Consider the following 25,092-nt stretch of genomic DNA (forward strand, 5'->3'; position numbering starts at 1 on the left):
GGTGTTAGTCTTTCGTCTAATTCTTGAAAATAAGAATAGCTACCTGATTTGGATCGAATTTACTCTTTCGGATACCGGAGACTCCCACCATGGGCCGCAAGCCTGACATCATCCGGACGGTTGTGCTGATTTTTGCTGTAGGCTTGGTAATCACAGGCTTTACTTCGCTTCAGGCATCTGACGATAAGCCCACTGCTTCCGGAAGTGAGGCCGTTATCGTGTCCGTCGTTCGAGACTGAGCCTCAAATCGCTTATTTCACTTTTACCCGGTAACGTTTCCTGTCAGTAACGATACTGTGCAAGGGAATATCCCATGACTCCAATGGTAATTCCGATACCTTCTGGCACTCATGGGCCAGGCCGATCAGCTTGGGCGCCAGTCTGGGCCGAACGCGGGTAAACGCAAAGGTGCGGTCATAGAAGCCGCCGCCCATTCCAAGCCTGCCACCGAATTCGTCGAAACCTACCAATGGAAACAGCACTGCGTCCAGCGCCCATGGCGGGCGCCTTAATCCTTTATGGAACGGTGGTTCGGGGATACCAAAACGGTTGGCTTTGAGCTCCGTATCGTCTTTAAAGTGGCTGAATACCAGTCGGCCCCGGTGAACCGGATGAAGCACGGGCAGGTAAAAATGCATCCCGCGCTGGCGAGCAATATTGGCGTACACCAGGGGATCAATTTCTCCATCTCTGGGCAGATAGATGGCCACGTGGCGTGCCCGGTAAAGGTCGGGGTGCCGAAGCAGGTTCAGGGCAAGCTGGTCGGCAGCTATCTGTTGTTCTTCCACGGACAGAGCCTGGCGTTTTCGCCTCAGGGTCTTGCGGAGTCTGCTGCGTGGTTGTGAACCGGGGTGATCTTCAAAAGGCTGGGGGGAGATAACGTTGGTCAAAATAAGCTTCCCGGGCTGCCGTTATCGGATGTGGCCCTTGAACCCAAAGTTCAAGGTCGGTGGCCGCTGTGACATATTAGGCTTTCCCCGTTAGGGGACGTGCTCACAATGCCCTAGAGTAGCCACCTGGGTAATGCGCATCGGCTCGAGGACGAATCCGACCAGCGAACAGCCCAGGAAGTTGTTCTTATTATACGGGCATTGCCGGGGCTGATTGCAATACCTGAATTGGATACGTGTGTAACGCTTAGTTGCCGCTGGATTCCCCCAGTGCCGCGTCCAGCTTCTCGTCCATATCGTTAAGAATAGAACTGGCGGCGTCCGACATGGTGTGCTGTTCCAGCATCTCGTGAGTGATGTTCAGGGCGGCCATGACCGCAATGCGTTCGGTACCAAAGACTTTGCCGCTGGAACGGATTTCCCGCATTTTCTTGTCCAGGTGCCTGGCGGCCTGAAGCAGGGCATTCTGTTCGTCTTCAGGGCAGGCGACCAGGTATTCCTTCTCGAGGATTTTGACTTCAACGGTTGTCGGCTGCTGTGGCATTAATGATGCTCCAGGGCCCGGAGGCGGCCTATCATGGCTTCGATCTTGTTTTTGGCAAGATCATTCTTGTGCATAAGCTGCGCCCGCTCACGGTTCCAGTCTTCCTGCAGTTCGCGCAGCATTGCGTTGTCGCGCTCCAGTTTACGACTATGCTCTATCAGCCGGTCGAGCTTGTCCGCCAATGCCTGTAGTTCGGACTGTTCCATGAGTCGTCCAACGCCTGTATGAAAGAAGTGAACTAACTATAAGTGTGGACTGCAAGTTGGTCAATTTACAGGGATGTCATGGCCGGTAATGCGTGACGTCCGTCACTCCGCCATCACATGCCCCAGCCCCTGTTTGCGGCTGCCACGCCAGGCCTGAAGGGCCGGAATCAGCCCCACAAGAAATGCAGCGACCGGGACGCTGGCAATCATCAGCCATTCCATCCCGTTCAACGGTCGCAGGCCAATCTGAATGCCCCAGGTTTCCAGCAGCCAGGGGCTGAGCCCGACAATGCCTGCGGCGCCCGCCATCAGGGCGAGCACGCAGGCCGCCACTGCCAGTAGTACGCATTCAATGACGTGAAGCGCCGCTATCAGCAGGGGCGAGGCACCAGTGGCCCGGAGGATCGCAACTTCCTGTCGGCGCTGCACCTGTAGCGTCAGCAATACCGCAATAAGCCCGATCAGGCTGGTGATTACCACAAAACCGGTGATGGCCAGCAACGCGGTCTCGAATTGCCCCATGATGCGCCACAGCTCACTGAGTGCCACGCCCGGCAGAATGGCGGAAAGCGGTTCTTCCCGGAACTCATTGATCTCGCGTTGAACCTGGAAGGTCAGTACCTTGCGTTCAATGCCAATCAGCGCGGCAGTGATGCTTCCCGGCGTCAGATCCCGCTCCAGAGCCTGTTCCGGGGTCACAGTGCGGCCGGGGATGGCGACACCCGATTCCCAGCCGATGTGGATAGCTTCCAGGCCCTCAAGGCTTACGTAAACGGCCTGGTCTACCGGCGTCCCGGTAGGAGCGAGCACCCCGGAGACAGTGAACGGGGTGTCCTTATGATTGGAAAAGCTGGTTTTGCCTCCGCCATGGGAGAGGATAATGTCGTCTCCCAACTGATGGTCATGCTTGCGGGCGACCCGAGCCCCCAGCACTACTTCGAACACATCGTTAAACCATTCACCTTCGTTCAACTCGGGTGTCTGGTCACGACCGTAACGGAAGTGCTTTGGGAACTCCTCGTTGGTGCCTACCACCCGGTGCCCGCGATAACTGTCACCCAGGGAGATGGGTACCAACCAGTCGATACGTTGGTCGCCCTGCAGTTTCTGGAAGGTGCTCCAGCGAATATTATTGGTGGCGTCGCCAATATGAAAAATGGTGTACAGCAGCAGGTTCAGCTGACCACTGCGGGCGCCCACAATGAGGTCAGTACCGGAGATGGTGTTGGTGAAGGTCTGCTTTACCTCGGTGCGCAGATACTGCACGCCGAGCAACAGGGTGATGCTCAGGGTCAGGGTAAGCGTTACCAGGGCCAGCACTTTGCGCCGGTACCAGAGGCTTGCCATTGCCAGAGAGCATGCCAGCCTGAGGTTCATTGGGTTACCTCCAGGGCCAATTGATGATCAAACCGCGCCGCCAGGCTCTGGTCATGGCTGACAAAAACCACGGACGAGTGCTTTTCTGCCGCCAGTCCGAGCAGAAGTTCGATGAAGCGGTCACGATTGTCACTATCCAGGGCAGAGGTGGGTTCGTCCGCCAGGATCAGCTCCGGGCCACCTGTCAGCGCTCGCGCTGCGGCCACCCGTTGTTGCTGGCCGACACTCAGCCCTGTCACCCTGCGGTGCCAGTGGCTCGGGGGGATGCCGAGGGCCGTCAGCAGGGACTCGGCTTCCTTCTCCGGTGTGGGCAGGGCCCGGGCGCGACGCTTGCGGGACAGCCGGCACGGCAGCATCACGTTGTCCAGGGTTGTGAGGTAAGGCACCAGATTGAACTGCTGGAAGATCACGCCCATGTGGTCCGCCCTGAACCGGTCCCGTTGGCCACTGGTCAGGCTGGCCAGATCCTCTCCCAGCAGGGTCAGCTTACCAGTGTCGGGCAGAATCAGTCCTCCAAGCAGGCTCAGAAGCGTGCTCTTTCCGCTGCCACTGGGTCCCCTGAGAAACAGGTGCTCGCCGTTGTTCAGCGTGATCTCGGGAAAAGCGATCGGTCCCTGGCTCTGGTCCCAGCGAAAGGTTACCTGGCTGACACGCAGAGCCTCCCGGGTGATCGTGGAACTATACGCAGGCAAATCTGTCTGGCTGTTCATGTCAGGCATTGGTCATCCGGTGTATCATTCCTGCATTCTTTCGGGAGTAATGCGTTTTATGGTTCAAAATCTGAAGGCTACTGGACAGCGTAAGCGACATACGGTTCCGTTGTCTGTACTTGCCGCCCTGATGATCACTACAGCACTGAGTATGGTCACCACGGCCACCGCACAGGAAGCCGCTGCGGAGATCGACTGGCTCGAACTGATGCCCGCAGAGGATCTCAACCTGCTCGAGAATCTGCCAGAAGTCAGTCACGAAGGAGACGGCCCCGCCGCCCTGCCGGACGAGATCATGACTGGCCGGACTGTCGACGAAATGGATGGTCGCTCTGGACGTATACCCGGTTTCGTGGTGCCCCTCAAAACCACCGACGACATGCGCATTCTCGAGTTTTTTCTGGTTCCCTACTACGGCGCCTGTATCCATGTGCCACCTCCGCCTCCAAACCAGATTATCCATGTGAAGTACGAGGAAGGCTTCAAGCTGGAAGCGCTCTACGATCCGGTGTGGATTGAAGGCGAGCTGAAGATTGAGAGAACCGAGAACGATGTTGCTTCGTCCTCCTATTCCATTGTCGCTGAAAGCGTGACGCCCTATGAAGAAGAGGGCGCCTACTGATCAATTATCGATGGTGAATGCCCGGTTGGAGGACGTGAGCCGGGCGCTGCCCTGACCGGATGGGCTCACCCATTCGACGACAAGCTCTTCCAGGTTGTCGAACTCTTCCATCAGTGCTGAAGTCAGCCTCACCGCTCCGCCGATACCGTCACACTCCAACTGCTGAGACACGTCGTATTCCCGGTGGGTGGCCTCATCATGGTGTTCGGCATGGTCATGGTGGTCTTCATCATGATGATCGTGGTGGTCGTCGTGATGACCATCGCCGTGATCTTCGTGCTGACTTTCTCCACCCAGTTCGACGGCGGCGGCGGTGACACGGCAGTCGGCGCCATTGGTGTTGACCAATGGAGTACTTCTGAGCCATTGATCAATGTCCGCCAGGCGGGTTGTTTCCTCATCGGTACGGGCTTCGTGTTCGAACCCGGCGAGATTGTAGGCGGGCGAGATGAATATCAGGTCGATGCTGGTGTTCTCCACGGCTATCTGCAGTTTGGCGCGACCATGTTCGTGGGCACCAGGGTTGTCGGCTGCTTGGACGGCCACGGGTAATGTGGACGCTGCAGCCAGGAAGCCCAGTGTCAGAAACATTGGTCGCCAGCTTGTCGTGGTGATGAGCGTTCTAATAGGCATTGGAGTACATTCCGATTGAAGGTTGATATGTTATAACATAATTTACTCTATCCACACCGGGAATCAAGAGGACAAGTGTCTTAATACGGCCTGAATGCTAGGATAGGACCTTCATTCATTGATACAGGATTGTCCCGTTTCATGTCCGAAACTGACACCTCCAATGCCCGCGCTGTTGCATTCGAGCGCTGGGCAAATGTGTTCACTGCTCACAAGGCTTTCAGCCATCCTTCGGAACTACACGGTGCGCTTTGTGGCCGACTTGCCGCTGGCTCGCGTATAGATGAGGGGGAATGGCTGGCAATGGTCTGTGAGCACATGGGTCTGCCTCCGTCCGCTACGGATGAGTCAGACGAACTCCGGGAGTTCATGGCATCGGCTTACGACCAGACACTGGAGTTGATGAAAGCGACCGATATGAGCTTTCAGCCATTGTTGCCGGATGACGACTACGCCATCGAGCAACGCCTGGAAGCACTGACCTCCTGGGTGCGTGGGTTCCTCGAGGGAATGGCGCTTTCGGCTGGCGAATCCCTGGGAGAGGCGCCGGACGAAATTCGCGAACTGATCGAAGATATGGTGGCCATCAGCCAGGTTGCTGATGACGACGAACCGGATGACGAGAGTGAACAGCAATTGATGGAGATCGTCGAATACGTGCGGCTGGGTGCGCTTGCGGTATTTACCGAATTCAATCCGCCTGAAAAGCCGTCACCAGAATCACCGACACTGCACTGATTTGCGCTAACCTTTGTGGGAGAAAACATGGCCTCACTGATACCTGTCAAAGAATTCAATGATCGCCGTCGCCGGCTGATGGAGAGAATGGCGCCGGACAGCATTGCCATACTGCCCGCAGCTCCCGAGCGGGTGCGTAATCGGGATGTATTGCATCCGTTTCGGCAGGACAGCGATTTTTATTATCTGACCGGTTTCGATGAGCCTGAGGCAGTTCTGGTGCTGATCCCCGGCCGGGAGCATGGCGAGTCGGTGTTGTTCTGTAAGGAACGGAACCCCGAAAAAGAGCTGTGGGATGGTTTCCTGGCCGGCCCTGAAGGCGCCATCGAAACATTTGGCCTGGACGACGCGTTTCCGATCTCCGATATCGATGACATCCTGCCGGGCATGATTGAAGGCCGCAGCCGTGTTTACTATCCGCTGGGCAAAGACCACAACTTCGACGTGAAAGTCATGGACTGGGTCAAGGTTATTCGCAGTAAGGTCCGCTCGGGAGCCCATCCTCCGGGTGAGTTCGTCGCACTGGAACACCTCCTGCACGACCTGCGTTTGTACAAGAGTGCGGCCGAAATCAAGGTCATGGCCAGGGCCGGTGAAATCAGTTGCGAGGCCCACAAACGGGCCATGAAACGCGCCCGCAAGGGCGGCTTCGAGTACAACCTCGAAGCCGAGTTGATCCACACCTTCATGGAAAACGGCGCGCGGTCCACGGCTTATCCATCCATTGTTGGAGGGGGGCAGAACGCCTGTGTCCTTCACTACATCGAGAACAGTGCGCCGCTGAAGGAAGGTGACCTGGTTCTGATCGATGCCGGTTGTGAGCTGGAGTGTTATGCCTCTGATATTACTCGTACCTTCCCGGTAAGCGGCAAATTCAGTGATGAGCAGCGTGCCTTGTACGAAGTTGTGCTGGCGGCACAGTACGCGGCCATTGACGAAGTCCATCCGGGTAATCACTGGGACCACCCCCACCAGGCCGCACTCAGGGTGCTTACGCAGGGGTTGATTGATCTTGGCTTGTTGAGAAACATCTCCGTTGAGCAGGCGATTGAGGAGCAGGCGTTCAAGCCCTTCTTCATGCACCGCACCGGTCACTGGCTGGGTATGGATGTGCACGATGTCGGCGACTACAAGATAGGCGATGCCTGGCGTCAGCTTGAACCGGGGATGGCGTTAACCGTTGAACCGGGCTTGTACGTGGCGCCGGACAACATGGACGTGGATGAGAAGTGGCGCGGTATCGGCATCCGTATCGAAGACGATGTAGTGGTGACCAAAGAGGGCTGCCGGGTACTGACCGATGCCGTTCCCAAAACCATCCCCGAGATTGAAGCGCTGATGGCCGACTGACCGTGAAACAGCTCGATACTGATATTATTATCGCCGGTGGTGGGCTTGCGGGAGCCACGCTGGCCCTGGCGTTGGCGCGAACCCTGCCACAACTGCAGGTGACCGTAGTGGAAGCGTTTCCGCTGTCTCCTGAGTCATTGCCAGAGAGCTATCAGCCCAGTTATGACGCCCGGTCTACAGCACTTGCCTGGGGGTCGAGACTGATTTTTGAGGAGCTGGGGTTGTGGCAACGGTTATCGGAGCATGCCACGCCCATTCGCCGTATTCATGTGTCGGACCGTGGTCACTTTGGTGCCACCCGCCTGAACGCAGCCGATCACAGGCAGGAAGCCCTTGGGTATGTGGCAGACAACCGCTGGATGGGATTATCCCTGATGCGGGAGCTGCTGCAGACCAGAGTGGCCTGGGAAGCGCCAGCGGAAGTGACGGGCATGCAGCCCCTGCAGGAAGGGGTGCAGGTGACTCTTGGCGCAGAACAGGGCGAACGAACGCTTACCGCACAATGCCTGGTAGTCGCGGATGGTGGCCGCTCCGGACTGCGGGAAAAGCTCGGGTTCCGGGTTGATGAACAAGCTTATGATCAACACGCGCTGATTGCCAATGTCTCCACGGCCCAAAGCCACAACTTCACTGCTTACGAGCGCTTCACCGATGCCGGTCCGATGGCCCTGTTACCCCATGGCTCACCCAGCCGGGCGGGTAATACGGTGGCTTTGGTCTGGACGCTGAACAGCGAGGCCCTTGGCGAGCTCCTGGCTCTCAGCGACGACGACAAGTGCCAGCGTCTGCAACAGCGTTTTGGTTGGCGACTGGGGCGGTTTACCCACATCGGGGAATGCAGCCACTATCCGCTGACCCTGAAAACGGTCGATGAGTCTGTGCGCCCCGGTGCTGTGCTGGTGGGGAACGCGGCTCACACTCTGCACCCGGTAGCCGGCCAGGGCTTCAACCTGGCCCTTCGGGGCCTCATGGCCCTGGTGGAACAGTTCCGCGTGGCGACCGAACAGAAACAACCGCTCGGTAGTCTGCAGGTGCTGAAACAGTACCAGGCCCGCCATCGCCAGGACTGGCAACAAACCGTGCGGTTTTCCGATTCCCTGATACAACTTTTTGGTACTCACCTGCCTCTGGCGACCACTGCCCGCGATGCCGGCCTGATGGGGCTGGATCTGTTGCCCGGTGCCAAGCGCTGGTTTGCACGACAGGCAATGGGCCTGGGCGGTCGTCGTGCCGAAATTCGCGCTCCTGGAACCCCCTCAACGGAGCCTGGCCTTCATGAGTGAGCAAACGTATTTTGACATCCTTGTAGTGGGTGGGGGCATGGTGGGTTCTGCACTGGCTCTGGGATTGTCACGACAGGGTTGGAGTGTCGGGCTGGTGGAGGCCAGTGACTGCAATGCTCTGCTGCAGGCACCGGGTAAGGCTTCGGGTGTCGAGGATTTTGATCCTCGTGTCAGTGCTATCTCGGCTGCCAGCCAACGCCTGCTAGACCAACTGGGCGTGTGGGCGGACATCACCGCCGGTCGTCACTGTCCCTACCAGACGATGACGGTGTGGGACGGTGATGGCACCGGCCGCATCCAGTTCGAAGCGGCGGAGCTTCGCGCCCCTGCGCTGGGCACCATTATCGAGAATCGCCGGATTGTGCGCGCGTTGTTTTCCGCGCTCTCCGACAGTGATGTCGGGCTGATCGATGGCGTCAAAGTCACCGGTTGGTGGCAGCAACAGAATAAACGCGGTATTCATCTCGAAGACGGTCGCACATTGTCTGCGCAACTGGTGGTGGCGGCCGATGGTGCCCATTCCCGCCTGCGCCAGTGGGTGGGGCTGCCGACGCGCGAATGGGACTATGATCAGCAGGCGATCGTGTGCACGGTACGAACCACTCAGAGCCACCGCTTTACCGCCTGGCAACGGTTTTCGCCCACCGGCCCGCTGGCCTTCCTGCCTTTGTCGACGGAAACCGGCGACGAGCATTTTTGTTCAATAGTCTGGTCCCAGGATACCGAAGAAGCCCGCCGTCTCATGGCACTGGATGACGGCGCCTTCAGAACAGAGCTTGAAAATGCCATTGAGCGTGAGTTGGGGGCGGTAGAGGTGGTTTCTCGCCGCCATGCATTTCCACTTCGTCAGCGCCATGCCAAAGACTATATTGCCAGCGGGTTCGCTCTGGTGGGCGACGCAGCTCATACCATTCATCCCCTGGCCGGACAGGGAGCGAACCTGGGCTATGGCGATGTCCGTGCTTTGTTGGGCGAGCTGTTACGGGCCAGGCAAGCGGGAATCAACCCTGACAATGATCGGGTGCTGGCTCGTTATCAGCGCCGCCGCAAGGGTGAAAACCTCGCCATGATGGCGGCTATGGAGGGCTTCAAGCAACTGTTTGGCAGGGATGAGCTGACGGTGCGCTGGCTTCGTAATACAGGTATGCGCTGGCTGAACCAACTCGGCCCCATCAAGAACCGCATAGCCGCCGAAGCGATGGGGCTGGATTAATTGCAGGCATCGAAAAGGCGGCTTACCAGTACCGGCACCGCCGTTTCCACTCTCAGAATACGCCTGCCCAGGTGCACCGCCTCACAGCCAGCCTCAACCAGTTTGTCCACTTCGTAGGCAGTGAAGCCGCCTTCCGGGCCGATGCACAGGGTGGCAGGCTCGTTGATATGAGTCGGGCAGGGTGTGTCCGTGCCGGGGTGGGCAACCAGCGCGCGGGTGTTGTGCAGCAACGCCGGCAATTCATCCTCCACAAACGGCTTGAACAGCTTGCGGATATGCACCCTGGGCATGAGGGTATCCCGTGCCTGCTCCAGACCGAGTACCTTGTTCTCCCGCAGGTTTTCCTCTGACAGCCAGGGTGTTTGCCAGAAACTTTTCTCAACTTTGTAGGCGTTGATCAGCCAGATGTCCTTGACGCCGAGGCTGGCACACGTCTGCAGCACCCGGCGGAACATTTTCGGCCGTGGCATGGCCAGAACCAGGGTAAGGGGTAGCGGTGAGGGCGGCGGCTCTGACAATTCCACCTGCAGCACGACCTCGGTATCGCTGAGCCCAACCACGAGGCCTGTGCCGATATCACCGTTCACCAAACCCACGGGTACCAGGTCGCCTTCGGAAACCTTCAGTACAGAGTTCAGGTGCGCCAGCCGGCGCCCAGTCAGTACGGCCCGGTCCGCAGAGACAAAGTCATCCTCAAACAGCAACGCCAGGTTCATTCGCCAGAGGCTTCCGTCGCGTCCGGATCTTTTACCTCGCGCCGCGCCAGGCGGCCGAACAGGATGCCCAGCTCGAATAACAGCCACATGGGTACAGCCAATAGCGTCTGGGAGATGATATCCGGCGGGGTCAGCAGCATGCCGATGACGAAGCAGCCCACCACAATGTATGGTCGTTTCGCCGCCAGGTCTTCCGGGGTGGTGGCGCCGGTGAGAATCAGCAGGATGGTAGCAATAGGTATCTCGAACGCAATGCCGAAGGCGAAGAACATTTTCAGCACAAAGTTCAGGTAGCTCGCGATATCCGGTAACTCGACAATGCCTTCCGGGCCAATGGCGGTGAAGAAACCGAATACCAGGGGAAACACCACGAAGTAGGCAAATGCCGCGCCCAGATAGAACAGGATCACCGAGGTGAATAGCAGCGGAAACGCCAGTTTCTTCTCATGAGCATACAATCCAGGCGCAATGAAGCTCCAGAGTTGGTAGAGAATCACCGGTATGGCGACAAAAACCGCCAGCACCAGCGCGAGTTTCAGGGGCGCGAAGAAAGGCGAAGTAATGTCCGTGGCGATCATGGTCTGCCCGACTGGCAGCAGATCCCGCAGGGGCTGCGATATCAGCAGGTAGAGCTCATTGGCGAACGGATAAATGGCGGCAAAACAGATAATCACCGCCAGTACCATTTTCAGCAGCCGGTTGCGCAGCTCCAGCAAATGCTCGATCAGCGGCATTTCCGGTTGCGTGTCGTCGGTGTTTTTGCCGTCAGGCTGGGTGGTCATGAACGGTTTTCCGGCGTGCTGCCCTGTTGTTTTGGAGTGTCGCCATCCATGGAAGAATGACCGGAGCCGTTGGCCGATGTCGGATCTTCCTCTGGCTCAAGTTCCGGCTCTGGCTGTTCAACGGCCCGCTGGGTGGCAGGCGCAGGCCGGTGTCCGGTTTTTTTGTCGTCGGAAAGGACCATGTGTTCGTATTTCCTGGCCTCATCCAGCGCACCACGAACCGACTTCTGGACGTCGTCCAGGCCGACGTCGCCAGCCTTGCGTAACTCTTCGCGCAGTTCTTCCGCCTTGAGCTGGCGGTCAAGTTCCGACGAAAACTGGCTGACCATACGCCGGGCGCCACCAATCCAGCGACCCGCTGCACGGGCTGCCGTGGGCAGACGCTCAGGGCCGAGAACCAGTAACGCAATGATGCCGCAGATCAGCAGCTCGACAAAGCCGATATCAAACATTCAGCCCGTCTCAGCTGTGGGACTTGTCCCGTGGCTTTTCTTCGGCGCTGGCCTCGTAGGGCTTGGCGTCGGGATTTTCACCTTCGATGGCGTCCGGGTCTGTGTCTTTTTTGTCTTCATCGCTCATGGACTTCTTGAAACCACGAATGGCACCGCCGAGGTCGCTACCGATGTTGCGGAGTTTTTTGGTTCCGAACAAAAGAATAACGATGCCGAGAACGATTAGGAGTTGCCAGATACTGATGCCCATGCCGGGACCCTCGTTTCAATGTTTCTGTTATCGTTGATTGTACGCCACATTGGGGGACATCCGGAAACCCTCTTCAGAGGTACACTCAGTAGGTATTCCCGTTACTTGCTCCGAGAGGCTTTCTCTTCAAGGCCTGACAAGTCAAAGCGGCTGGCCAGCTCGTCAAGTACGTCCTTCGGCCCCAGGCCCAGGCGTGATAACATGACCATGCTGTGAAACCAGAGGTCGGCGGTTTCATAGACCACATCCCGGGTTTCACCGGAGTGCTCTGCATCCTTGGCGGCAAGCAAAGTCTCGGTACACTCTTCGCCGACCTTTTCCAGGATTTTGTTGAGCCCCTTGTGATGCAGGCTGGCAACGTAAGAGGTTTCCGGGTCGGCTTCCTTGCGTGCTTCCAGCACCTGGGCGAGTTGTTCCAGAACGTCACTCATTGCTGCTGTCTCCCTGCTTATTGCCGTATATTGCATCCGGGTCGCGGAGCACCGGGTCCACACCTTTCCACTCGCCGTTCTCCAGTTTGCGATAAAAGCAGCTGCGACGACCGGTGTGGCAGGCGATACCACCTTTCTGTTCGACCTTGAGAAGAATTACATCCTCATCGCAGTCGAGGCGGATTTCTTCAATTACCTGCTGGTGGCCTGAGGTCTCTCCTTTGCGCCACAGCTTTCCCCGTGACCTGGACCAGTATACCGCCTGGCCTTCCTCAGCAGTCAGCCTGAGAGATTCGGCGTTCATCCAGGCCATCATCAGGATATCTCCGGTAGTGGCATCCTGGGCGATAGCAGGTACCAACCCGTCTGCATTCCAGCGGATGGCTTCTAACCAGCCGGTCGTTCCAACTTTAGTTTCTGTATCTTGCATTCGTATGACTTCCGTCAGTTTTTTCGTCCGTTGCCCGCGATCAGCCAGGCCGCTGCGGCCAGTAATGCCCAGCCGTGGGCCGGCAGAGTCTGCGCGATGGTGGCCAGGTCATGGTCGATGCTCAGCCAGGCAACCCCTGTCAGTGCGGCTGCCGCCAGCCCCCTGCGCCAGCGCCGGTCAGCACGGGCGCGGTTTTCCCGGATGAGCTCCAGTGTAGCGCGGCTGGACTGATCGTTGGAGCCGGAATTGCGCAGTTGTACCAGCGCGTCATGGACCAGTTGCGGCATCTCCGGCGACTGCTCCAGCCATGCCGGAAGGTGGGATTGCAGGGATTTGATCAGGCCGGCAGGGCCGATACGCCTGCGCATCCACGCTTCCAGGAACGGCTGGGCCGTGCTCCACAGATCCAGGTCCGGATAGAGTTGGCGGCCAAGACCCTCCACATTCAGCAGGGTTTTCTGTAGCAACACCAGTTGCGGTTGCACTTCCATGTTAAAACGCCGCGCAGTCTGGAATAGACGCAACAGAAAATGACCAAAGGAAATGTCCTTGAGGGGTTTTTCGAAAATCGGCTCACAGACGGTCCGGATGGCGGCTTCGAATTCATTGACCCGGGTATCCGGCGGCACCCAGCCAGACTGGATATGCAGCTCCGCCACCTGGCGGTAATCACGGCGGAAAAACGCCAGCAGGTTACGGGCCAGGTAACTCTGGTCGTCCGGGGCCAGGGTGCCGACGATGCCAAAATCAATGGCGATGTACTTCGGATCTGCCGGGTTACTGGCATCAACAAAAATATTGCCGGGGTGCATGTCGGCATGGAAGAAGCTGTCGCGGAACACCTGGGTGAAGAAGATCTCGACGCCTTTTTCTGCCAGGACTTTCAGGTTCACGCCGGCTTCTTTCAGCGCCGGAATATCCGCGATGGGGATACCGTGTATGCGCTCCATCACCAGCACCGACTTGCGGGTGTAGTCCCAGTCGATGGAGGGGATGTAGATCAGTGATGAATTCTCGAAATTGCGGCGCAACTGGCTGGCGTTCGCCGCTTCACGCTGCTGGTCCAGTTCGTCATGAATGGTGGAGTCGTAATCCGCGACTACTTCCATCGGGTGCAATCGCCGACCCTCGGACCAGTAGCGTTCCAGCAGGCCCGCCATCATGTAAAGCAGCGCCAGGTCCTGGCGGATGACCCGCTCGATGCCGGGGCGTATTACCTTGACTACAACTTCCCTCCCATCCCGCAGGGTGGCGGCATGAACCTGAGCCACTGAAGCCGATGCCATGGGTTCACGGGAGAACTCCGCAAACAACTCTGCTACTGGCGCGCCGAGAGATTTCTCGATAATGCCCTGGGCCACTTCTCCCGGGAAAGGAGGTACCCGGTCCTGCAGGTTCTTGAGCGAGAGCGCCATGTCGTCCGGCAGCAGATCCCGGCGGGTGGAGAGAATCTGACCGAATTTGACAAATACCGGCCCCAGTTCCTCGAAGGCCAGGCGCAGCCGATCACCCCGCTCCAGCTTTGGTTTCGGAAACAGATGCCAGGGTGCCAGCAGGAAGAACAGCTTCAGCGGCAGGGGCAGTTCCGCCAGTGGCAGAAAGGTATCCAGCCGGTAACGGCAAAAGACCCAGGCAATGCGGAACAGGCGTTGCAGGCGTGTCACGGCGTCTCCCGTTGGTTTTGTTGGTCGGGGTTTTCCAGCCGTTCGATCCTGGCTTCCAGGCGTTCGGTCTGCAGGTTCAGCCGGTCGATATCCGTGAAAGTGGCTTCCAGTTCACGACGCCCCGGCAGGCTGCGGCTTTCTTCGTGGATGTATTCCTCGATATTGGCATTCAGTGATGCAAAAGCATGTCGGCTCCAGCGCACGGCTCCACGAATGCGCTGGCCGATAAAATGCGCTGGCACGTCGCCAACATAAGCCGCCATGGCGGCTTCCCAGTCCGGGTTGAGCTGATCGATGGCGCGCTGGAACTGATGGGCCAGGGCAGTATCACCGGTCACCCGAATGCGTCCCTCGCTGAACACCCGGTCGTCGCCGGTAGCCAGTGCGGCAAAGGCCATTGGCCGGCCGGACAGCACCAGTGCGGGTGCTTCGGAGGGCTGGCTGGCAACCCGAATCCTGTCGCCAGCCTGCTGCAGTACCAGCGTAAGGCCTACTGCATCCATGGAAAACTGTACCGGCCCGGTCAACGAAGCCATCAGTGCCTGCTTTCCACCCGGGTCCAGCTCCAGAGCGCGGTTGAGAGCGCTCTCGACAATGGCGGTAACGGCGGACAGCAGGGTAGGGCCGGGAAACATCAGGGTTTGATTCCCACGTGCAGAGCGACCACGCCGCCGGTCATGTTGTAGTACTTGCAGTTCACCAGGCCCGCCTCTTCCATCATTGCTTTGAGGGTATCCTGGTCCGGGTGCATGCGGATCGACTCTGCCAGATATTGATAGCTGTTGGAGTCGCCGGCAATCAACTGGCCCATCAGCGGCAGAGCGTTGAACGAGTAGACGTCATAGGCTTTGCTGAGCAGCGGATTCCGGGGCTTGGAAAACTCCAGAATCATGACCTTGCCACCGGGCTTCGTCACCCGGGCCATGTCCCGCAGGGCCTGATCTTTGTCGGTGACATTGCGCAAGCCGAAGGCAATGCTGACGGCGTTGAAGCTGTTGTCCGGGAATGGCAGGTGTTCGGCATCGGCCTGCACGTATTCGACATTACCAGCATAGCCCCGGTCCATCAGGCGTCCCCGGCCGACCTGCAGCATGGAGGCATTGATGTCGGCGAGCACTACCTTACCGGTGGGGCCTACAAGGTCGGAGAACTTCATGGTCAGGTCGCCGGTGCCGCCGGCAATGTCGAGCACCTGATGACCCTTGCGCACTCCGGAAAGCTCGATGGTAAACCGCTTCCAGAGGCGGTGGATTCCCATGGACATAAGGTCGTTCATGAGATCGTACTTGCCCGCCACCGAGTGGAACACTTCCGCCACCTGGCCCGCTTTCTGACTTTTTGGCACGTTGCGGAAGCCGAAGTGGGTGACGTCGTTCGGCGTCTCTGGCTGCGGCTGTTTGGCAGACGGTTGTTGCTCACTCATGGTTGGTTCCTGTCAGAGTCTGAACCCCGTATTCTAACGCCTGCAGGGGTGGCTACAAGTTTAATGCCGCCTTACACTGTAAAACGTCCTTTATTTCCCGGAGAAACCCGATCCATGTCCGTTATTGATGTCCATCGCGCCCATTCCCTTGATAAAGACCACGCTCGCCAGGCAGCCGAAACCCTGGCGCAGGATTTGTCGAAACAGTTCGATGTGAACTATCAGTGGGAAGGTGATCATCTGAGCTTCAAGCGCAGTGGCGTAAAGGGGCACCTGAACCTGACCGAAAGCGACCTGCACATCCATCTTGAGTTGGGGCTGATGCTGCGGCCGTTCAAATCCCGGATCGAGCAGGAAATTCACTCTCAGCTGGACCAGATTCTGAAAGCCTGAGCCAGCGCGTCTCGCTTACAGGTCGCGCGGCAGGTCAAATGGCTCCGGGTGGCTTTTCAGAATGTTGTCCATCACCCGTTTCTCGCGCGTTACCAGGCGATCAATCAGCAGTTCTACATTATCCATTTTGCGAAAGGCGGAATAGCCGCGGTGCAGGAAACTGTGCAGGTCGGTAAGGTCTGCCATCTCGGCCGGCGCCCGACTCATGGTCAGTAGCCAGCCGAGGGTGCGGTTGCGCACGTAGCGGTCCAGTTGCTGCCCCACTTCTGCCACCAGGTCAATCTGTCGCTCGCGTTGTTCCAACCGTTGGCTGCTGCGAAATACCCGGCAATACGCTTCCCTGCTCAGTGAGGCCGGGGAGACTTCCTGTTGTTGGCAGAGCTCAGCCAGTTCCAGGTCCAGTTGTTGGGTGAGCAGATTGAGTTCCACCAGCCCTGCGAAGGTGTCCAGCAGGTTGTCCGGCAGCCATTTCACCATTTTCGGGAATACCCGGTCGATGTTGTCGTCGCGTCGGGTCATTCCGGCGGGTGCGTACAGGTCGGTGAGCAGGAATTCCAGGCCGGTGTGGTACCCGGAGTGCTGATAAAGGTCCGCATGGGTGGCTTTTAGCCGTTCCGCCTGCCAGTCAGCAATCAGCAAAGTGTGTTCCACCAGGGGATGGCCGGATTTGTAATGACGGAAATCATGATAGTCCAGCAACAGTAGCTGCAGGCGGCGGGCGCTGTCGGAATGGACGCTGGTGGCGACAAGACGCTCACGGTACATGGGGGTGGGGCTCCACTAAACCTGTCATTGAAGCGCGCCAGTTTAGCGGAGCCGAAGCCTTAGTGCAGCAACCTCAGCCCTGGGCCGTCGCGGGCAGGGTTTCGAACCCGGGTACCCACTCCTTGCTGTCGAGGGTAATGAAGTGGCTAGGCGCTTCGGTTTCAACGATGCGCATGGTGGTCGGGCTCTGGCGTGCGCTGGCCAGCATGGCCTGGCGATCGAGAATGCGGTCCACCGCGGGGATCAGGAAGGTGCCATAGCGGACCTTGTCGTAGATACTGACGTCGTTTTGCTCCATCCATGCCATCAGGTCCTCTATGTTACGGACGATGGTCAGGTGGTCCTTGGTGGCGGAAAAAAGCTTTCCCAGCAACTGCTTCTTGCGTGGGTTCATCTTGCCAAAAAAGGTCTGGCCGTAGGCAGAGGATGGCGCGCTGTTGATCAGGCGGATCAGCCAGGGCCACATGCCGTGGCTGACCGGTTCCAGTATTGCTGTCACCAGGGCGGAAAGCCGGCCATTGGGTAGTACCGGTGCCTCCAGAACTATTTCTACATTTTCATACAGTTCCGGCCATTGCTGGATGGCTTCGAGAATGACCGCTCCACCACGGGAATGGCCGTGAATACGAATATTGTCAGTGCCTGGCAGGTTTGCCAGCGCCTGGTTGAGAATGCAGGCGTCGTATTCGATAGTGCCATCCAGATGCTTGATGGGCACTTCCCAATCCGGAGACTCGGGCGTAACACCATTAACCGGGATGTGGTAATTGCTGCATGTAAGAAGGATCAGCTCGGTTGTGGGTGCTTCGTATGCCTGGGTGAAGTAACAGTGGTTTTCCAGAAAGCCGTGAACGCCAATAACAGTCTGTTCCGCCTTGCCGCTGTGGTTGCGGATTGAAACGGCACCGGAACCAACCCGGTAAACCCGCCCCGAAAACATTTCGGAGTAGGCACTTTCAATCGGTTTTATCAGTTTGCGTACATGGCTCGCTTTCATAACTGCTCTCCTCCAGCACCCGGTGTTTGCCTGTTATTGGTCTTTATCGGTGCAGGTGATCCTCCTCATAACCATTTCATTCTTCCTTATTCCCAGTATAGATGCGAAAGGTTACGTTCGTGTAACTTTTTGTAAGTGTGTGACGAGGGGTCCGAGATGGAGCCATCAGTGCTTGTCTGGCACAATGCTGGGTCATCTTTCCATTTCTTGCTGCATTTATCCGGGGACAGACAGGTTTGAGTCAAAAGGAATCGCATCTGCTGTTGCCTGTGGATTCAGCATGGCTGGCTCTTGAGCACCCGCAAAACCCCATGACCATCACCGTCATGCTGCGGGTGGAGGGGCTGACGGAATCCCGGTTGCTGGAATTTCTGCGTATCTACTGGCTGGCCTGGGAGCGTTTCCGCTTTATGCCTGTGCGTCGGGCACCGGGCTGGTGGTGGGAGGAGGATCCGGTTTTCTCGCTTCATCATCATGTTCAGGTGGTTCGCGGAGAGTTCGACCATCGGGCTTTACAGGACTGGGTGTCTGCCCGGCTGAACCAGCCGCTGCCCGATTATCGCCCGCTCTGGAAGTTCTGGCTGGTTCCGGATGCCGAGGGTGGTGCCGCCCTGCTGTTGCGAATGCATCATTGTTACGCCGACGGGCTCTCTTTGTTAGGTATATTCGAGCGCTTGTGTCCGCCCTCACCACAACAGGCGCCGGTACTCTACGGAGCGCCAGAGCAGGCAGATATGGGGCGTTGGGCGCGCGCTGCCAATGCCTGGTTGCGAGAACTGACCGCCAGTGAGACGCCACGGGCTGATGCTGCGTGGGGAGGGGATATTTCCGGCAACGGCGGTACAGCCGCTCGCAACGCTCTCGAACGGGCAACCTGGAAAAGTCTGAAACTGGTCAATGAGCTAAGCCAGTTCCTGGTCGAGCCGGAAGACTCGGACTCGTCCCTGAAGCGATCGCTGCTTGGCCGCCGCCAGTGCCGTTGGTCGAGACCAGTGCCGCTGGAACGTTTCCGCCAGATTGCCACAACCACTGGTGTCACCATCAACGATGTGCTGCTCAGTTGCGTAGCCTCGGCCGTCCGCAAACGACTTGTCGCCGACCACACCGATATGGACGAAGCGGTGCTTCACGCTGCGGTGCCGGTGGATATTCGCAGCCGGCTGCCAGAGGACGTCAAGCCGGAACCCGGCAGCCTGGGCAATTACTTCGGAACCGTTTTCGTGCCGTTGCCGGTGGATGGAGAAAGTTCGCTGGAGCGGCTGTTCCGCATCAAGCATGAAACCCGCAAGCTCAAGAAAAGCTGGCAGCCGGGGTTGTCCTGGGCACTGACGGGTAGCGCCTCGTTGATACCCGAGTCCCTGCGCCAACCGGTCGCAGACCTGTTTTATCGCAAGGCCAGCGCCGTCGTTTCCAATGTACCGGGCACCCGGGACCAACGATATCTCGCCGGGTGTCGCATCCTTGAGCAGATGTTCTGGGTGCCCCAGGCCGGTGATATCGGGCTGGGCGTCAGCATTGTCAGTTACGCCGGGCAGGTCCAGTTTGGTGTTGTCGCTGACGAAGCCGTTATGGCCCACCCCGAGAGCTTTCTGGACGATTGCCTGCAAGAACTCGAGCTCTTCCCCTGCTGACAGGTCGTAATCCCTAAGTTCTGTTTTCAGCGCCTCCTAAAAGATCAGAAAACCTGCTCCCTTGGCGCATTTTCCACTTCCCCGACTTAACCGACCATTGAATTCAGGCGAGAGAGTGCGCCTGAATCCAATAAAAATCGGGGGAATTATGAACAACAACAATTTCAGAAAGTCAGGGCTGGCCATTGCGATGGCGGCTGCCATGGGCGCAAGTGCCAGTGCCAGTGCAGCGATCGAAGTCTACAGCGAAGATGGCACCAGCTTTTCCGTGGATGGCTATTTCAACGCGTTCTACGTTAACCGTGACGACAAATTGAACGACGTGCGCAATTCAGACGTCAAGATGGGTTTCCTGCCCAATACCATCGGATTCAATTTCAGCAAGGAGATGGGTGACCTGACTCTGGGTGGCCGGTCTTCCTTCTGGTCCACGATCAACGATAGCCTGCAATCGCCCACCGATACCGCCATCGACGTACGTCAGCTATACGCAACGGTGGACGGATCCTTCGGTCAGGTCCTGATTGGTAAAGACTTCGGCCTGTATGCACGCTCAAACATATTCCTGGACGAAATCCTTATGGGCTTTGGCTCCCCGGGCGCAGCAACGGGCGTTTCCTTCGGTAATATCCGCACCGGCTATCCTTATCCGAATCCATCGGCCCAGATCACCTACCGGACCCCTGACATGGGTGGCCTGAAGGTGGCGGCCGGTATTTTCGAACCGGCCAACACCACTCCAGGTGCCCAGTCGGAGCAATCAGCGCCCCGTTTCGAGGCTGAAGCCACCTACAGTGCTGATCTTAATGGCATCGCGTTGACCGGTTGGGTAAACGGTCGTCACCAGAGTTCCGAAAACGCAACCACAGAGGTGGATAGCCAGGGCATCGGCTATGGCCTCAAGGCATCACTGGCCGGCCTGTCCTTGACAGCCTCTGGCTTCACTTCCGAAGGCGATGTGCCAGTTTTGCTAACGGATGCGGCGATTGCTTCGGAAGAAGATGCCGACGGCTACCTGGTGCAGGGATCCTACACTCTGGGCGCCAACCGTTTCGTGGTTTCCTATGGGGAAACGGATTCTGACCAGGGCGATTTCGAGACCGAGAACACCTCCTTTGCGGTGTTTCATGATGTGAACACCAATTTCAAGCTGGTTGCCGAATACAACATGTTTGAACAGACCACCAAGTCCACTGGCGCCGATGCGGCGGAGTTCGACACCCTCGCGCTGGGTGCCGTCGTTACCTTCTGAGCGTGCCTTGTTAAGACTAAAGTGCCGGTTTGCCTCCCCGTAAACCGGCAGCGCTGAAAGGTATTAATTATGGGGCCAGATAAATCAATCGCTTACGATAATTTTGGCGCGCCCATTAAATACACTGAAGTCGCATTGGCTCCGTTTGCAAAAGCCGTAGAATCGATAAAAAGCCATCGGTTTGCGGAGCTTGCATCCATGAAGCCAGCCACTACGCTGCCTGCGGTCAGGGTAGCCAGTTCCGACGCACGTGACCCCATGGTGGCCGCCACCAACCTTGCCAGCCAACTCAGCCACGACAATCTTGGCTGTGTGCTGTTCTTCTGCTCTGCTGAGTACGATCTTGCACGGTTGGGTATTGCACTGGAGCGGGTGTTTTCAGGGATTCGGATCAGCGGCTGCACATCTGCCGGTGAAATTACACCGGAAGGTTATGGTCGGGGGTGTATTACGGCCATCGGGTTTGATCGCCGATATTTTTCCATTGATTACGCACTCATCAGTGAACTGAACAGCTTTACGCTGCAGGACGCCCAGGGTGTGATCGACGGCCTGCTGGCCACCTGCCGCGATGCCCACTTGGCGCCCATCAAGGGTAATACCTTTGCCATAACCCTGCTGGATGGTCTGTCGAGCCGGGAAGAACTGGTACTGGCAACCCTGAATGCAGCCCTCGGCACCATTCCCCAGTTCGGGGGCTCGGCAGGCGACGACGAACGCCTGGCCAACACCCATGTTTTCTTTGATGGCCAGTTTCACACCGGAGCAGCCACGGTAATGCTGGTGAACACACCGCTGGATTTCCGGGTGTTTTCCACCCATCACATGAAGGCGCGGAGTGAGAAGCTGGTGGTTACTGATGCCGATGCCAAGAGTCGCACTGTTTACGAGCTGAACGCAGAACCGGCGGCGGAAGCCTATGCCCGGGCTGTCGGTGTGACGGTGGCAGAGCTGGACCGCAAGGTCTTTGCCCTGCGCCCGATGGGGGTGCGGATTGGTGGCCACTATTTTGTGCGCTCGGTGCAGCGGGTGAATGCGGACAAAAGTCTGACTTTCTACTGTGCCGTTGAAACCGGCATCGTGATGACGGCCATGGAACCGGGATCCCTGCTCGCTAGTGTCCGCACTCAGATTGAAGCCTCGGAGCGGGTTGTGGGGCCGCCCCTGGTCACCATTGGCTGTGACTGTTTTCTGCGACGCCTGGAGGCAGAACTCACCGGTGTAGTGGATGAGGTGTCCGATTTTCTCCGCCACCACAAAGTCATCGGCTTTAATACCTATGGTGAACAATTCGATGGAATGCATATTAACCAGACGTTTACGGGGGTGGTGATTGGTCAGCCTGATGTCGGATTCGGTCACAACTGACGCCGACCCTGAAAACAGCAGGGAGCAGCGCATAGCCCAACTGGAGGCAGAGAACGAACGCCTCCGGAAAATCCGGGACGCCCTGATCTTGCGGGTGGAATCCGGCTCGGCCTATAAGCCGGAGCCCTATGCGGTATTCGAGCATTCAGTGGTACTGGCCGAGCAGGTGCGGGAGCGCACCGAGGCGCTCAATCAGACCATGGATGAGCTCAAGGGCAGCAACAAGGCCCTGAACCGCGCCCGTGAAGAAGCTGAAACCACCCGCCAGCGCCTGGTGGATGCTATCGAAAGCATCGCCGACGGCTTTGTACTTTTCGATCATCTGCACCGACTAATCCAGTGCAACACCCGGTTCCGCAGTTACTGGAATCACTCCGGCGTTGATGTACCCCCGGCTGGTACTTCCATCGCCGATGTGAAGAAGCTCGCAGTCAGCTCTGGGCTGATTGTCGAGGAGCATGCCAATGCCTCATCCGAGGGAGTGGTGTTCCTGTTGTCCAATGGCCGCTGGGTCCAGATGACGGAAAGGCCGACCCGTGAAGGGGGTCTGGTGGTGCTGTATTCGGACATCACCGACGTCAAGAACAGCGAAATGGCACGCCGCATCAGGGCCCTGGAAGAAAGCGAGCGCTGGATACGGGTGGTCACCGACCATGTGCCAGCGTTGATCGCCTACGTCGGCGCCGACATGACCGTGCAATTCTGCAACAAGGTTTACGAGGCCTGGTACGGTCGCAATGGTGAATCTCCGTTGGGCAAGCATCTGTGGGATGTTCACCAGCCGGAGCTTTTTCAGCGCCTTCTGCCCCACGTTCAGAAAGTGCTGAAAGGCGACAGCGTCAATTTTGAGTTCGAGGAAACCAACGACACCGGAGAGACCCGTTACATGCTCCGTGCCTACGTGCCCAATGTGGACACGGAAGGGCAGATAGCGGGCTTCTTTGTACTGATCCGGGATATTACCGATCGCCGCAAAACCGCACTGGCACTGGAGCAGGCATACGACGACCTTGAGCGGCGGGTCAAAGAACGCACGGCAGCGTTGACCGGGCTCAACAATCAGTTGCGCCAGGAAATCAGTGAGCGGGCCGCCGTGGAGTCGCGGTTGCGGGACGCCAAAATGGATGCCGAGCGCGCCAACCTGTCCAAGACCAAGTTCCTTGCAGCGGTCAGTCATGACCTGTTGCAACCGCTGAACGCGGCTCGCCTGTTCACCAGTGCCCTGCTTGAGCATTCTTTCGGTCCCAAAGCAGAAGGGCTGGTGCGGTCCGTCAGCACCTCCCTGGATGATGTGGAAAACCTGCTGGGAACCCTTGTTGACATCTCCAAGCTGGATGCGGGCGTTATCAAGCCGGACATCATGGCTTTTGATCTGCGGGACCTGCTGAATAACATTGCCCGGGAGTTTCGTCAGATGGCACTGGCAGAAGGACTGATTCTCGACTTTGTGCCCTCATCGGCCGTGGTGGAATCGGACTCCCAGTTGCTGGCCCGCATTCTCCGCAATTTCCTCACCAATGCCATTCGCTACACCGGTGCAGGGCGCATTCTGCTGGGATGCCGAAGACAGTCCGATCACGTGCTTCTGCAGGTCTGGGATACTGGCCCGGGGATTCCCCAGGACAAACTGACCGAGATATTCCAGGAGTTCAAACGCATCCGCCCGGTCGGATCGCAACCTGACAAGGGGCTGGGGCTGGGCCTGGCGATTGTGGACAAGATTTCGCGCATGCTTGGTCATGAGGTAACGGTATCGTCGGTTGAGGGCAAGGGTTCGGTATTCAGCGTGAGAGTTCCGGTTGGACGGCTGCAGCCCAAGAGGCGAGCACAGGATGAAAACAGGATCATTTCAAACGACAGTGGCCTTGGTGGATCCAGGATCTGGGTGATTGATAACGACCACGCCATTTGCCAGGGCATGCAAACACTGCTGGAAGGCTGGGACTGCCAGGTGGTGTCGGCAGTTTCGCTGGAGGATCTGGAGTGCAAGCTGGACCCGGCAACCAGCCCCGTGGACCTGATCCTGGCGGACTACCATCTGGATAATGATGAGAACGGGGTGGATGTGGTGGCCAACATCAATGGGCGCCGGCATTGTCCCGCCCCGGTAGTGATGATCACCGCCAATTACACCAACGAGCTTAAACAGCACATCCGTGAGTTGGGGTATGTCTTGATGAACAAACCAGTGAAGCCGCTGAAGTTGCGGAGTGCGTTGAATCACCTGTTGAGGGGGTGATGTCCTACCGCTTCAGATACTGACTGAAATCCACATCGCTGGCCGACAGAATCGCCTGAACCCGGTTGTGAACCCCAAGCTTGCGCAATATCGCCGACACGTGAGCCTTCACCGTGGTCTCGGCAATGTTCAGGTTATACGCAATCTGCTTGTTGGATTCGCCTTTGGACATGCGCTCCAGCACCAGCAACTGGCGACGGGTTAGGGAGTTCAGCAGTTCTGGTGAAATCGGGTTGTCTTCATTGCGACTGCGCCGGCTGGTGCTCTCCTTGCCGGTACGGATGATGTCCGAAGGCAGGTAGACGTTGCCGTTGAGAATTTGCTGGATGGCCTCAGTCATCTGCGCCCGGGGTGAAGACTTGGTAATGAACCCGCAGGCGCCATATGTAATGGCCTGGAGCACAACCTGCTTGTCTTCCTCCGCCGACACGATAACTACCGGAATGGTGGGTGCTTCGTTACGCAGGGAAATCAGCCCGTTCAGGCCGTGCATGCCGGGCATGTTCAGGTCCAGTAGGATAAGGTCCAGATCATCGTTTTCGCGGGTAATCTCCAGCGCGCTGTCGAGGTCCGCGGTTTCAATGATTTCGCTGCCGCTGAAACCCGAAGAAATCACACTGCTGATGGCTTCACGGAAAAGCGGATGGTCGTCGGCGATGAGAATCTTGTAGGCCGGCTCCATGGATGGTTCCACCTGTTTGTTGTCATTCTGTGGGACTGTTTCCGACACATG

The 25,092-nt window shown here is 57.8% G+C and carries 28 protein-coding genes and 1 other RNA gene; 10 read left to right on the plus strand and 19 right to left on the minus strand.

Features of this window, described 5'->3' with window-relative positions; genetic code table 11:
• Positions 1-251: 251 nt before the first annotated feature.
• From M8010_RS04745 to M8010_RS04770, 6 genes are all read right to left on the minus strand, one after another.
• A complete protein-coding gene (locus M8010_RS04745) occupies positions 252-890 on the minus strand; it encodes a 5-formyltetrahydrofolate cyclo-ligase (RefSeq protein WP_250089289.1) in 639 nt (212 codons plus the stop codon).
• Between the two features lie 3 nt (positions 891-893).
• Positions 894-1,073, minus strand: a non-coding RNA gene (gene ssrS / locus M8010_RS04750) — 6S RNA.
• 64 nt (positions 1,074-1,137) lie between these two features.
• Positions 1,138-1,434: a cell division protein ZapA gene (locus M8010_RS04755; protein WP_250089291.1), complete on the minus strand. Its 297-nt coding sequence runs from the start codon at positions 1,432-1,434 to the stop codon at positions 1,138-1,140.
• On the minus strand, positions 1,434-1,640 hold the full coding sequence (locus M8010_RS04760; protein WP_250089293.1) for a TIGR02449 family protein: 207 nt from the start codon (positions 1,638-1,640) through the stop codon (positions 1,434-1,436). The genes M8010_RS04755 and M8010_RS04760 overlap by 1 nt, the downstream gene beginning before the upstream one ends.
• A gap of 102 nt (positions 1,641-1,742) precedes the next feature.
• Entirely contained in the window at positions 1,743-3,017 is a 1,275-nt protein-coding gene (locus tag M8010_RS04765) for an ABC transporter permease (RefSeq protein ID WP_250089298.1), read from the minus strand.
• On the minus strand, positions 3,014-3,727 hold the full coding sequence (locus M8010_RS04770) for an ATP-binding cassette domain-containing protein (protein WP_250090120.1): 714 nt from the start codon (positions 3,725-3,727) through the stop codon (positions 3,014-3,016). Before M8010_RS04770 ends, M8010_RS04765 begins: the two co-directional genes overlap by 4 nt.
• Before the next feature lie 130 nt (positions 3,728-3,857).
• Here M8010_RS04770 and M8010_RS04775 point away from each other — a divergent pair, with 130 nt between their 5' ends.
• Positions 3,858-4,349, plus strand: a complete 492-nt coding sequence (locus M8010_RS04775) for a DUF3299 domain-containing protein (protein ID WP_250090121.1) — start codon at positions 3,858-3,860, stop codon at positions 4,347-4,349.
• On the opposite strand, the gene M8010_RS04780 is transcribed toward M8010_RS04775, so the two are convergent.
• The gene (locus M8010_RS04780) at positions 4,350-4,982 is read right to left on the minus strand and encodes a ZrgA family zinc uptake protein (RefSeq protein WP_250089299.1); all 633 of its coding nucleotides are present in this window, start codon (positions 4,980-4,982) and stop codon (positions 4,350-4,352) included.
• 141 nt (positions 4,983-5,123) lie between these two features.
• Between M8010_RS04780 and M8010_RS04785 the strand changes: the two genes are divergently transcribed.
• The 4 genes from M8010_RS04785 to M8010_RS04800 are packed head-to-tail and all read left to right on the plus strand — an operon-like array spanning position 5,124 to position 9,566.
• On the plus strand, positions 5,124-5,720 hold the full coding sequence (locus M8010_RS04785) for a UPF0149 family protein (RefSeq protein WP_250089300.1): 597 nt from the start codon (positions 5,124-5,126) through the stop codon (positions 5,718-5,720).
• Positions 5,721-5,747: 27 nt separating this feature from the next.
• Positions 5,748-7,070 carry a Xaa-Pro aminopeptidase gene (pepP, locus tag M8010_RS04790; protein ID WP_250089301.1) on the plus strand — a complete coding sequence of 441 codons (1,323 nt, stop codon included), beginning with the start codon at positions 5,748-5,750 and terminating at the stop codon, positions 7,068-7,070.
• A gap of 2 nt (positions 7,071-7,072) precedes the next feature.
• Complete coding sequence (ubiH, locus tag M8010_RS04795) at positions 7,073-8,353, plus strand: 2-octaprenyl-6-methoxyphenyl hydroxylase (RefSeq protein ID WP_250089302.1); 1,281 nt, start codon at positions 7,073-7,075, stop codon at positions 8,351-8,353.
• The gene (locus M8010_RS04800) at positions 8,346-9,566 is read left to right on the plus strand and encodes a UbiH/UbiF/VisC/COQ6 family ubiquinone biosynthesis hydroxylase (RefSeq protein WP_250089303.1); all 1,221 of its coding nucleotides are present in this window, start codon (positions 8,346-8,348) and stop codon (positions 9,564-9,566) included. The genes ubiH and M8010_RS04800 overlap by 8 nt, the downstream gene beginning before the upstream one ends.
• Here M8010_RS04800 and M8010_RS04805 read toward each other — a convergent pair.
• The 9 genes from M8010_RS04805 to ubiE all read right to left on the minus strand — a co-directional run bounded on the left by M8010_RS04805 (position 9,563) and on the right by ubiE (position 15,714).
• Positions 9,563-10,282 carry a 16S rRNA (uracil(1498)-N(3))-methyltransferase gene (locus M8010_RS04805; protein ID WP_250089305.1) on the minus strand — a complete coding sequence of 240 codons (720 nt, stop codon included), beginning with the start codon at positions 10,280-10,282 and terminating at the stop codon, positions 9,563-9,565. The two genes, M8010_RS04800 and M8010_RS04805, sit on opposite strands and share 4 nt — an antisense overlap.
• Positions 10,279-11,064, minus strand: coding sequence for a twin-arginine translocase subunit TatC (tatC, locus tag M8010_RS04810; protein WP_250089306.1), 786 nt, complete (start codon positions 11,062-11,064; stop codon positions 10,279-10,281). Before tatC ends, M8010_RS04805 begins: the two co-directional genes overlap by 4 nt.
• Complete coding sequence (tatB, locus tag M8010_RS04815) at positions 11,061-11,516, minus strand: Sec-independent protein translocase protein TatB (protein ID WP_250089307.1); 456 nt, start codon at positions 11,514-11,516, stop codon at positions 11,061-11,063. The genes tatC and tatB overlap by 4 nt, the downstream gene beginning before the upstream one ends.
• 10 nt (positions 11,517-11,526) lie before the next feature.
• Positions 11,527-11,766 carry a twin-arginine translocase TatA/TatE family subunit gene (gene tatA, locus M8010_RS04820; RefSeq protein WP_250089309.1) on the minus strand — a complete coding sequence of 80 codons (240 nt, stop codon included), beginning with the start codon at positions 11,764-11,766 and terminating at the stop codon, positions 11,527-11,529.
• 101 nt (positions 11,767-11,867) lie between these two features.
• Entirely contained in the window at positions 11,868-12,197 is a 330-nt protein-coding gene (locus M8010_RS04825; RefSeq protein WP_250089310.1) for a phosphoribosyl-ATP diphosphatase, read from the minus strand.
• Positions 12,190-12,627, minus strand: a complete 438-nt coding sequence (gene hisI, locus M8010_RS04830) for a phosphoribosyl-AMP cyclohydrolase (protein ID WP_250089313.1) — start codon at positions 12,625-12,627, stop codon at positions 12,190-12,192. Before hisI ends, M8010_RS04825 begins: the two co-directional genes overlap by 8 nt.
• A 14-nt stretch (positions 12,628-12,641) precedes the next feature.
• On the minus strand, positions 12,642-14,291 hold the full coding sequence (gene ubiB, locus M8010_RS04835) for a ubiquinone biosynthesis regulatory protein kinase UbiB (RefSeq protein ID WP_250089315.1): 1,650 nt from the start codon (positions 14,289-14,291) through the stop codon (positions 12,642-12,644).
• Positions 14,288-14,926, minus strand: coding sequence for a ubiquinone biosynthesis accessory factor UbiJ (locus tag M8010_RS04840; protein ID WP_250089317.1), 639 nt, complete (start codon positions 14,924-14,926; stop codon positions 14,288-14,290). Before M8010_RS04840 ends, ubiB begins: the two co-directional genes overlap by 4 nt.
• A complete protein-coding gene (gene ubiE, locus M8010_RS04845; RefSeq protein ID WP_250089318.1) occupies positions 14,926-15,714 on the minus strand; it encodes a bifunctional demethylmenaquinone methyltransferase/2-methoxy-6-polyprenyl-1,4-benzoquinol methylase UbiE in 789 nt (262 codons plus the stop codon). The genes M8010_RS04840 and ubiE overlap by 1 nt, the downstream gene beginning before the upstream one ends.
• A 114-nt stretch (positions 15,715-15,828) precedes the next feature.
• Here ubiE and M8010_RS04850 point away from each other — a divergent pair, with 114 nt between their 5' ends.
• Complete coding sequence (locus M8010_RS04850) at positions 15,829-16,107, plus strand: polyhydroxyalkanoic acid system family protein (RefSeq protein WP_027829771.1); 279 nt, start codon at positions 15,829-15,831, stop codon at positions 16,105-16,107.
• A gap of 15 nt (positions 16,108-16,122) precedes the next feature.
• Here the strand turns inward: M8010_RS04850 and M8010_RS04855 are convergent, their stop codons facing one another.
• Together M8010_RS04855 and M8010_RS04860 are read right to left on the minus strand one after the other, a co-directional pair.
• Positions 16,123-16,872 (minus strand): DUF8198 family protein, encoded by a 750-nt coding sequence (locus M8010_RS04855; RefSeq protein WP_250089319.1) that lies wholly within the window; start codon positions 16,870-16,872, stop codon positions 16,123-16,125.
• Between the two features lie 73 nt (positions 16,873-16,945).
• Positions 16,946-17,869 (minus strand): alpha/beta hydrolase, encoded by a 924-nt coding sequence (locus M8010_RS04860; RefSeq protein WP_250089320.1) that lies wholly within the window; start codon positions 17,867-17,869, stop codon positions 16,946-16,948.
• 236 nt (positions 17,870-18,105) lie between these two features.
• Here M8010_RS04860 and M8010_RS04865 point away from each other — a divergent pair, with 236 nt between their 5' ends.
• The 4 genes from M8010_RS04865 (at position 18,106) to M8010_RS04880 (ending at position 24,359) form a co-directional block, all read left to right on the plus strand.
• A complete protein-coding gene (locus tag M8010_RS04865) occupies positions 18,106-19,500 on the plus strand; it encodes a WS/DGAT domain-containing protein (RefSeq protein ID WP_250089321.1) in 1,395 nt (464 codons plus the stop codon).
• A gap of 148 nt (positions 19,501-19,648) precedes the next feature.
• Positions 19,649-20,752: a porin gene (locus M8010_RS04870; protein ID WP_250089322.1), complete on the plus strand. Its 1,104-nt coding sequence runs from the start codon at positions 19,649-19,651 to the stop codon at positions 20,750-20,752.
• A 198-nt stretch (positions 20,753-20,950) separates the two neighbouring features.
• Positions 20,951-22,120: a nitric oxide-sensing protein NosP gene (gene nosP, locus M8010_RS04875; RefSeq protein ID WP_250089323.1), complete on the plus strand. Its 1,170-nt coding sequence runs from the start codon at positions 20,951-20,953 to the stop codon at positions 22,118-22,120.
• Entirely contained in the window at positions 22,098-24,359 is a 2,262-nt protein-coding gene (locus M8010_RS04880) for a hybrid sensor histidine kinase/response regulator (protein WP_250089324.1), read from the plus strand. The genes nosP and M8010_RS04880 overlap by 23 nt, the downstream gene beginning before the upstream one ends.
• A gap of 4 nt (positions 24,360-24,363) precedes the next feature.
• Here M8010_RS04880 and M8010_RS04885 read toward each other — a convergent pair whose 3' ends face one another.
• Positions 24,364-25,041, minus strand: a complete 678-nt coding sequence (locus M8010_RS04885; RefSeq protein ID WP_250090123.1) for a response regulator transcription factor — start codon at positions 25,039-25,041, stop codon at positions 24,364-24,366.
• Positions 25,042-25,092 lie beyond the last annotated feature (51 nt).

Source organism: Marinobacter sp. ATCH36 (assembly GCF_023555055.1).
Taxonomy (GTDB): Bacteria; Pseudomonadota; Gammaproteobacteria; order Pseudomonadales; family Oleiphilaceae; genus Marinobacter.

Excerpts from the sequence above, each read along its gene's own strand:
- M8010_RS04780 (WP_250089299.1), bottom strand. The coding sequence starts at position 4,982 with ATGCCTATTAGAACGCTCATCACCACGACAAGCTGGCGACCAATGTTT.
- ubiE (WP_250089318.1), bottom strand. The coding sequence starts at position 15,714 with ATGAGTGAGCAACAACCGTCTGCCAAACAGCCGCAGCCAGAGACGCCG.
- tatB (WP_250089307.1), bottom strand. The coding sequence starts at position 11,516 with ATGTTTGATATCGGCTTTGTCGAGCTGCTGATCTGCGGCATCATTGCG.
- M8010_RS04805 (WP_250089305.1), bottom strand. The coding sequence starts at position 10,282 with ATGAACCTGGCGTTGCTGTTTGAGGATGACTTTGTCTCTGCGGACCGG.
- M8010_RS04870 (WP_250089322.1), top strand. The coding sequence starts at position 19,649 with ATGAACAACAACAATTTCAGAAAGTCAGGGCTGGCCATTGCGATGGCG.
- M8010_RS04880 (WP_250089324.1), top strand. The coding sequence starts at position 22,098 with ATGTCGGATTCGGTCACAACTGACGCCGACCCTGAAAACAGCAGGGAG.
- tatA (WP_250089309.1), bottom strand. The coding sequence starts at position 11,766 with ATGGGCATCAGTATCTGGCAACTCCTAATCGTTCTCGGCATCGTTATT.
- M8010_RS04860 (WP_250089320.1), bottom strand. The coding sequence starts at position 17,869 with ATGAAAGCGAGCCATGTACGCAAACTGATAAAACCGATTGAAAGTGCC.
- M8010_RS04850 (WP_027829771.1), top strand. The coding sequence starts at position 15,829 with ATGTCCGTTATTGATGTCCATCGCGCCCATTCCCTTGATAAAGACCAC.
- M8010_RS04885 (WP_250090123.1), bottom strand. The coding sequence starts at position 25,041 with ATGGAGCCGGCCTACAAGATTCTCATCGCCGACGACCATCCGCTTTTC.
- pepP (WP_250089301.1), top strand. The coding sequence starts at position 5,748 with ATGGCCTCACTGATACCTGTCAAAGAATTCAATGATCGCCGTCGCCGG.
- M8010_RS04770 (WP_250090120.1), bottom strand. The coding sequence starts at position 3,727 with ATGAACAGCCAGACAGATTTGCCTGCGTATAGTTCCACGATCACCCGG.
- M8010_RS04765 (WP_250089298.1), bottom strand. The coding sequence starts at position 3,017 with ATGAACCTCAGGCTGGCATGCTCTCTGGCAATGGCAAGCCTCTGGTAC.
- M8010_RS04785 (WP_250089300.1), top strand. The coding sequence starts at position 5,124 with ATGTCCGAAACTGACACCTCCAATGCCCGCGCTGTTGCATTCGAGCGC.
- M8010_RS04760 (WP_250089293.1), bottom strand. The coding sequence starts at position 1,640 with ATGGAACAGTCCGAACTACAGGCATTGGCGGACAAGCTCGACCGGCTG.
- nosP (WP_250089323.1), top strand. The coding sequence starts at position 20,951 with ATGAAGCCAGCCACTACGCTGCCTGCGGTCAGGGTAGCCAGTTCCGAC.
- M8010_RS04755 (WP_250089291.1), bottom strand. The coding sequence starts at position 1,434 with ATGCCACAGCAGCCGACAACCGTTGAAGTCAAAATCCTCGAGAAGGAA.
- M8010_RS04825 (WP_250089310.1), bottom strand. The coding sequence starts at position 12,197 with ATGAGTGACGTTCTGGAACAACTCGCCCAGGTGCTGGAAGCACGCAAG.
- M8010_RS04775 (WP_250090121.1), top strand. The coding sequence starts at position 3,858 with ATGATCACTACAGCACTGAGTATGGTCACCACGGCCACCGCACAGGAA.
- M8010_RS04800 (WP_250089303.1), top strand. The coding sequence starts at position 8,346 with ATGAGTGAGCAAACGTATTTTGACATCCTTGTAGTGGGTGGGGGCATG.
- hisI (WP_250089313.1), bottom strand. The coding sequence starts at position 12,627 with ATGCAAGATACAGAAACTAAAGTTGGAACGACCGGCTGGTTAGAAGCC.
- M8010_RS04840 (WP_250089317.1), bottom strand. The coding sequence starts at position 14,926 with ATGTTTCCCGGCCCTACCCTGCTGTCCGCCGTTACCGCCATTGTCGAG.
- tatC (WP_250089306.1), bottom strand. The coding sequence starts at position 11,064 with ATGACCACCCAGCCTGACGGCAAAAACACCGACGACACGCAACCGGAA.
- M8010_RS04855 (WP_250089319.1), bottom strand. The coding sequence starts at position 16,872 with ATGTACCGTGAGCGTCTTGTCGCCACCAGCGTCCATTCCGACAGCGCC.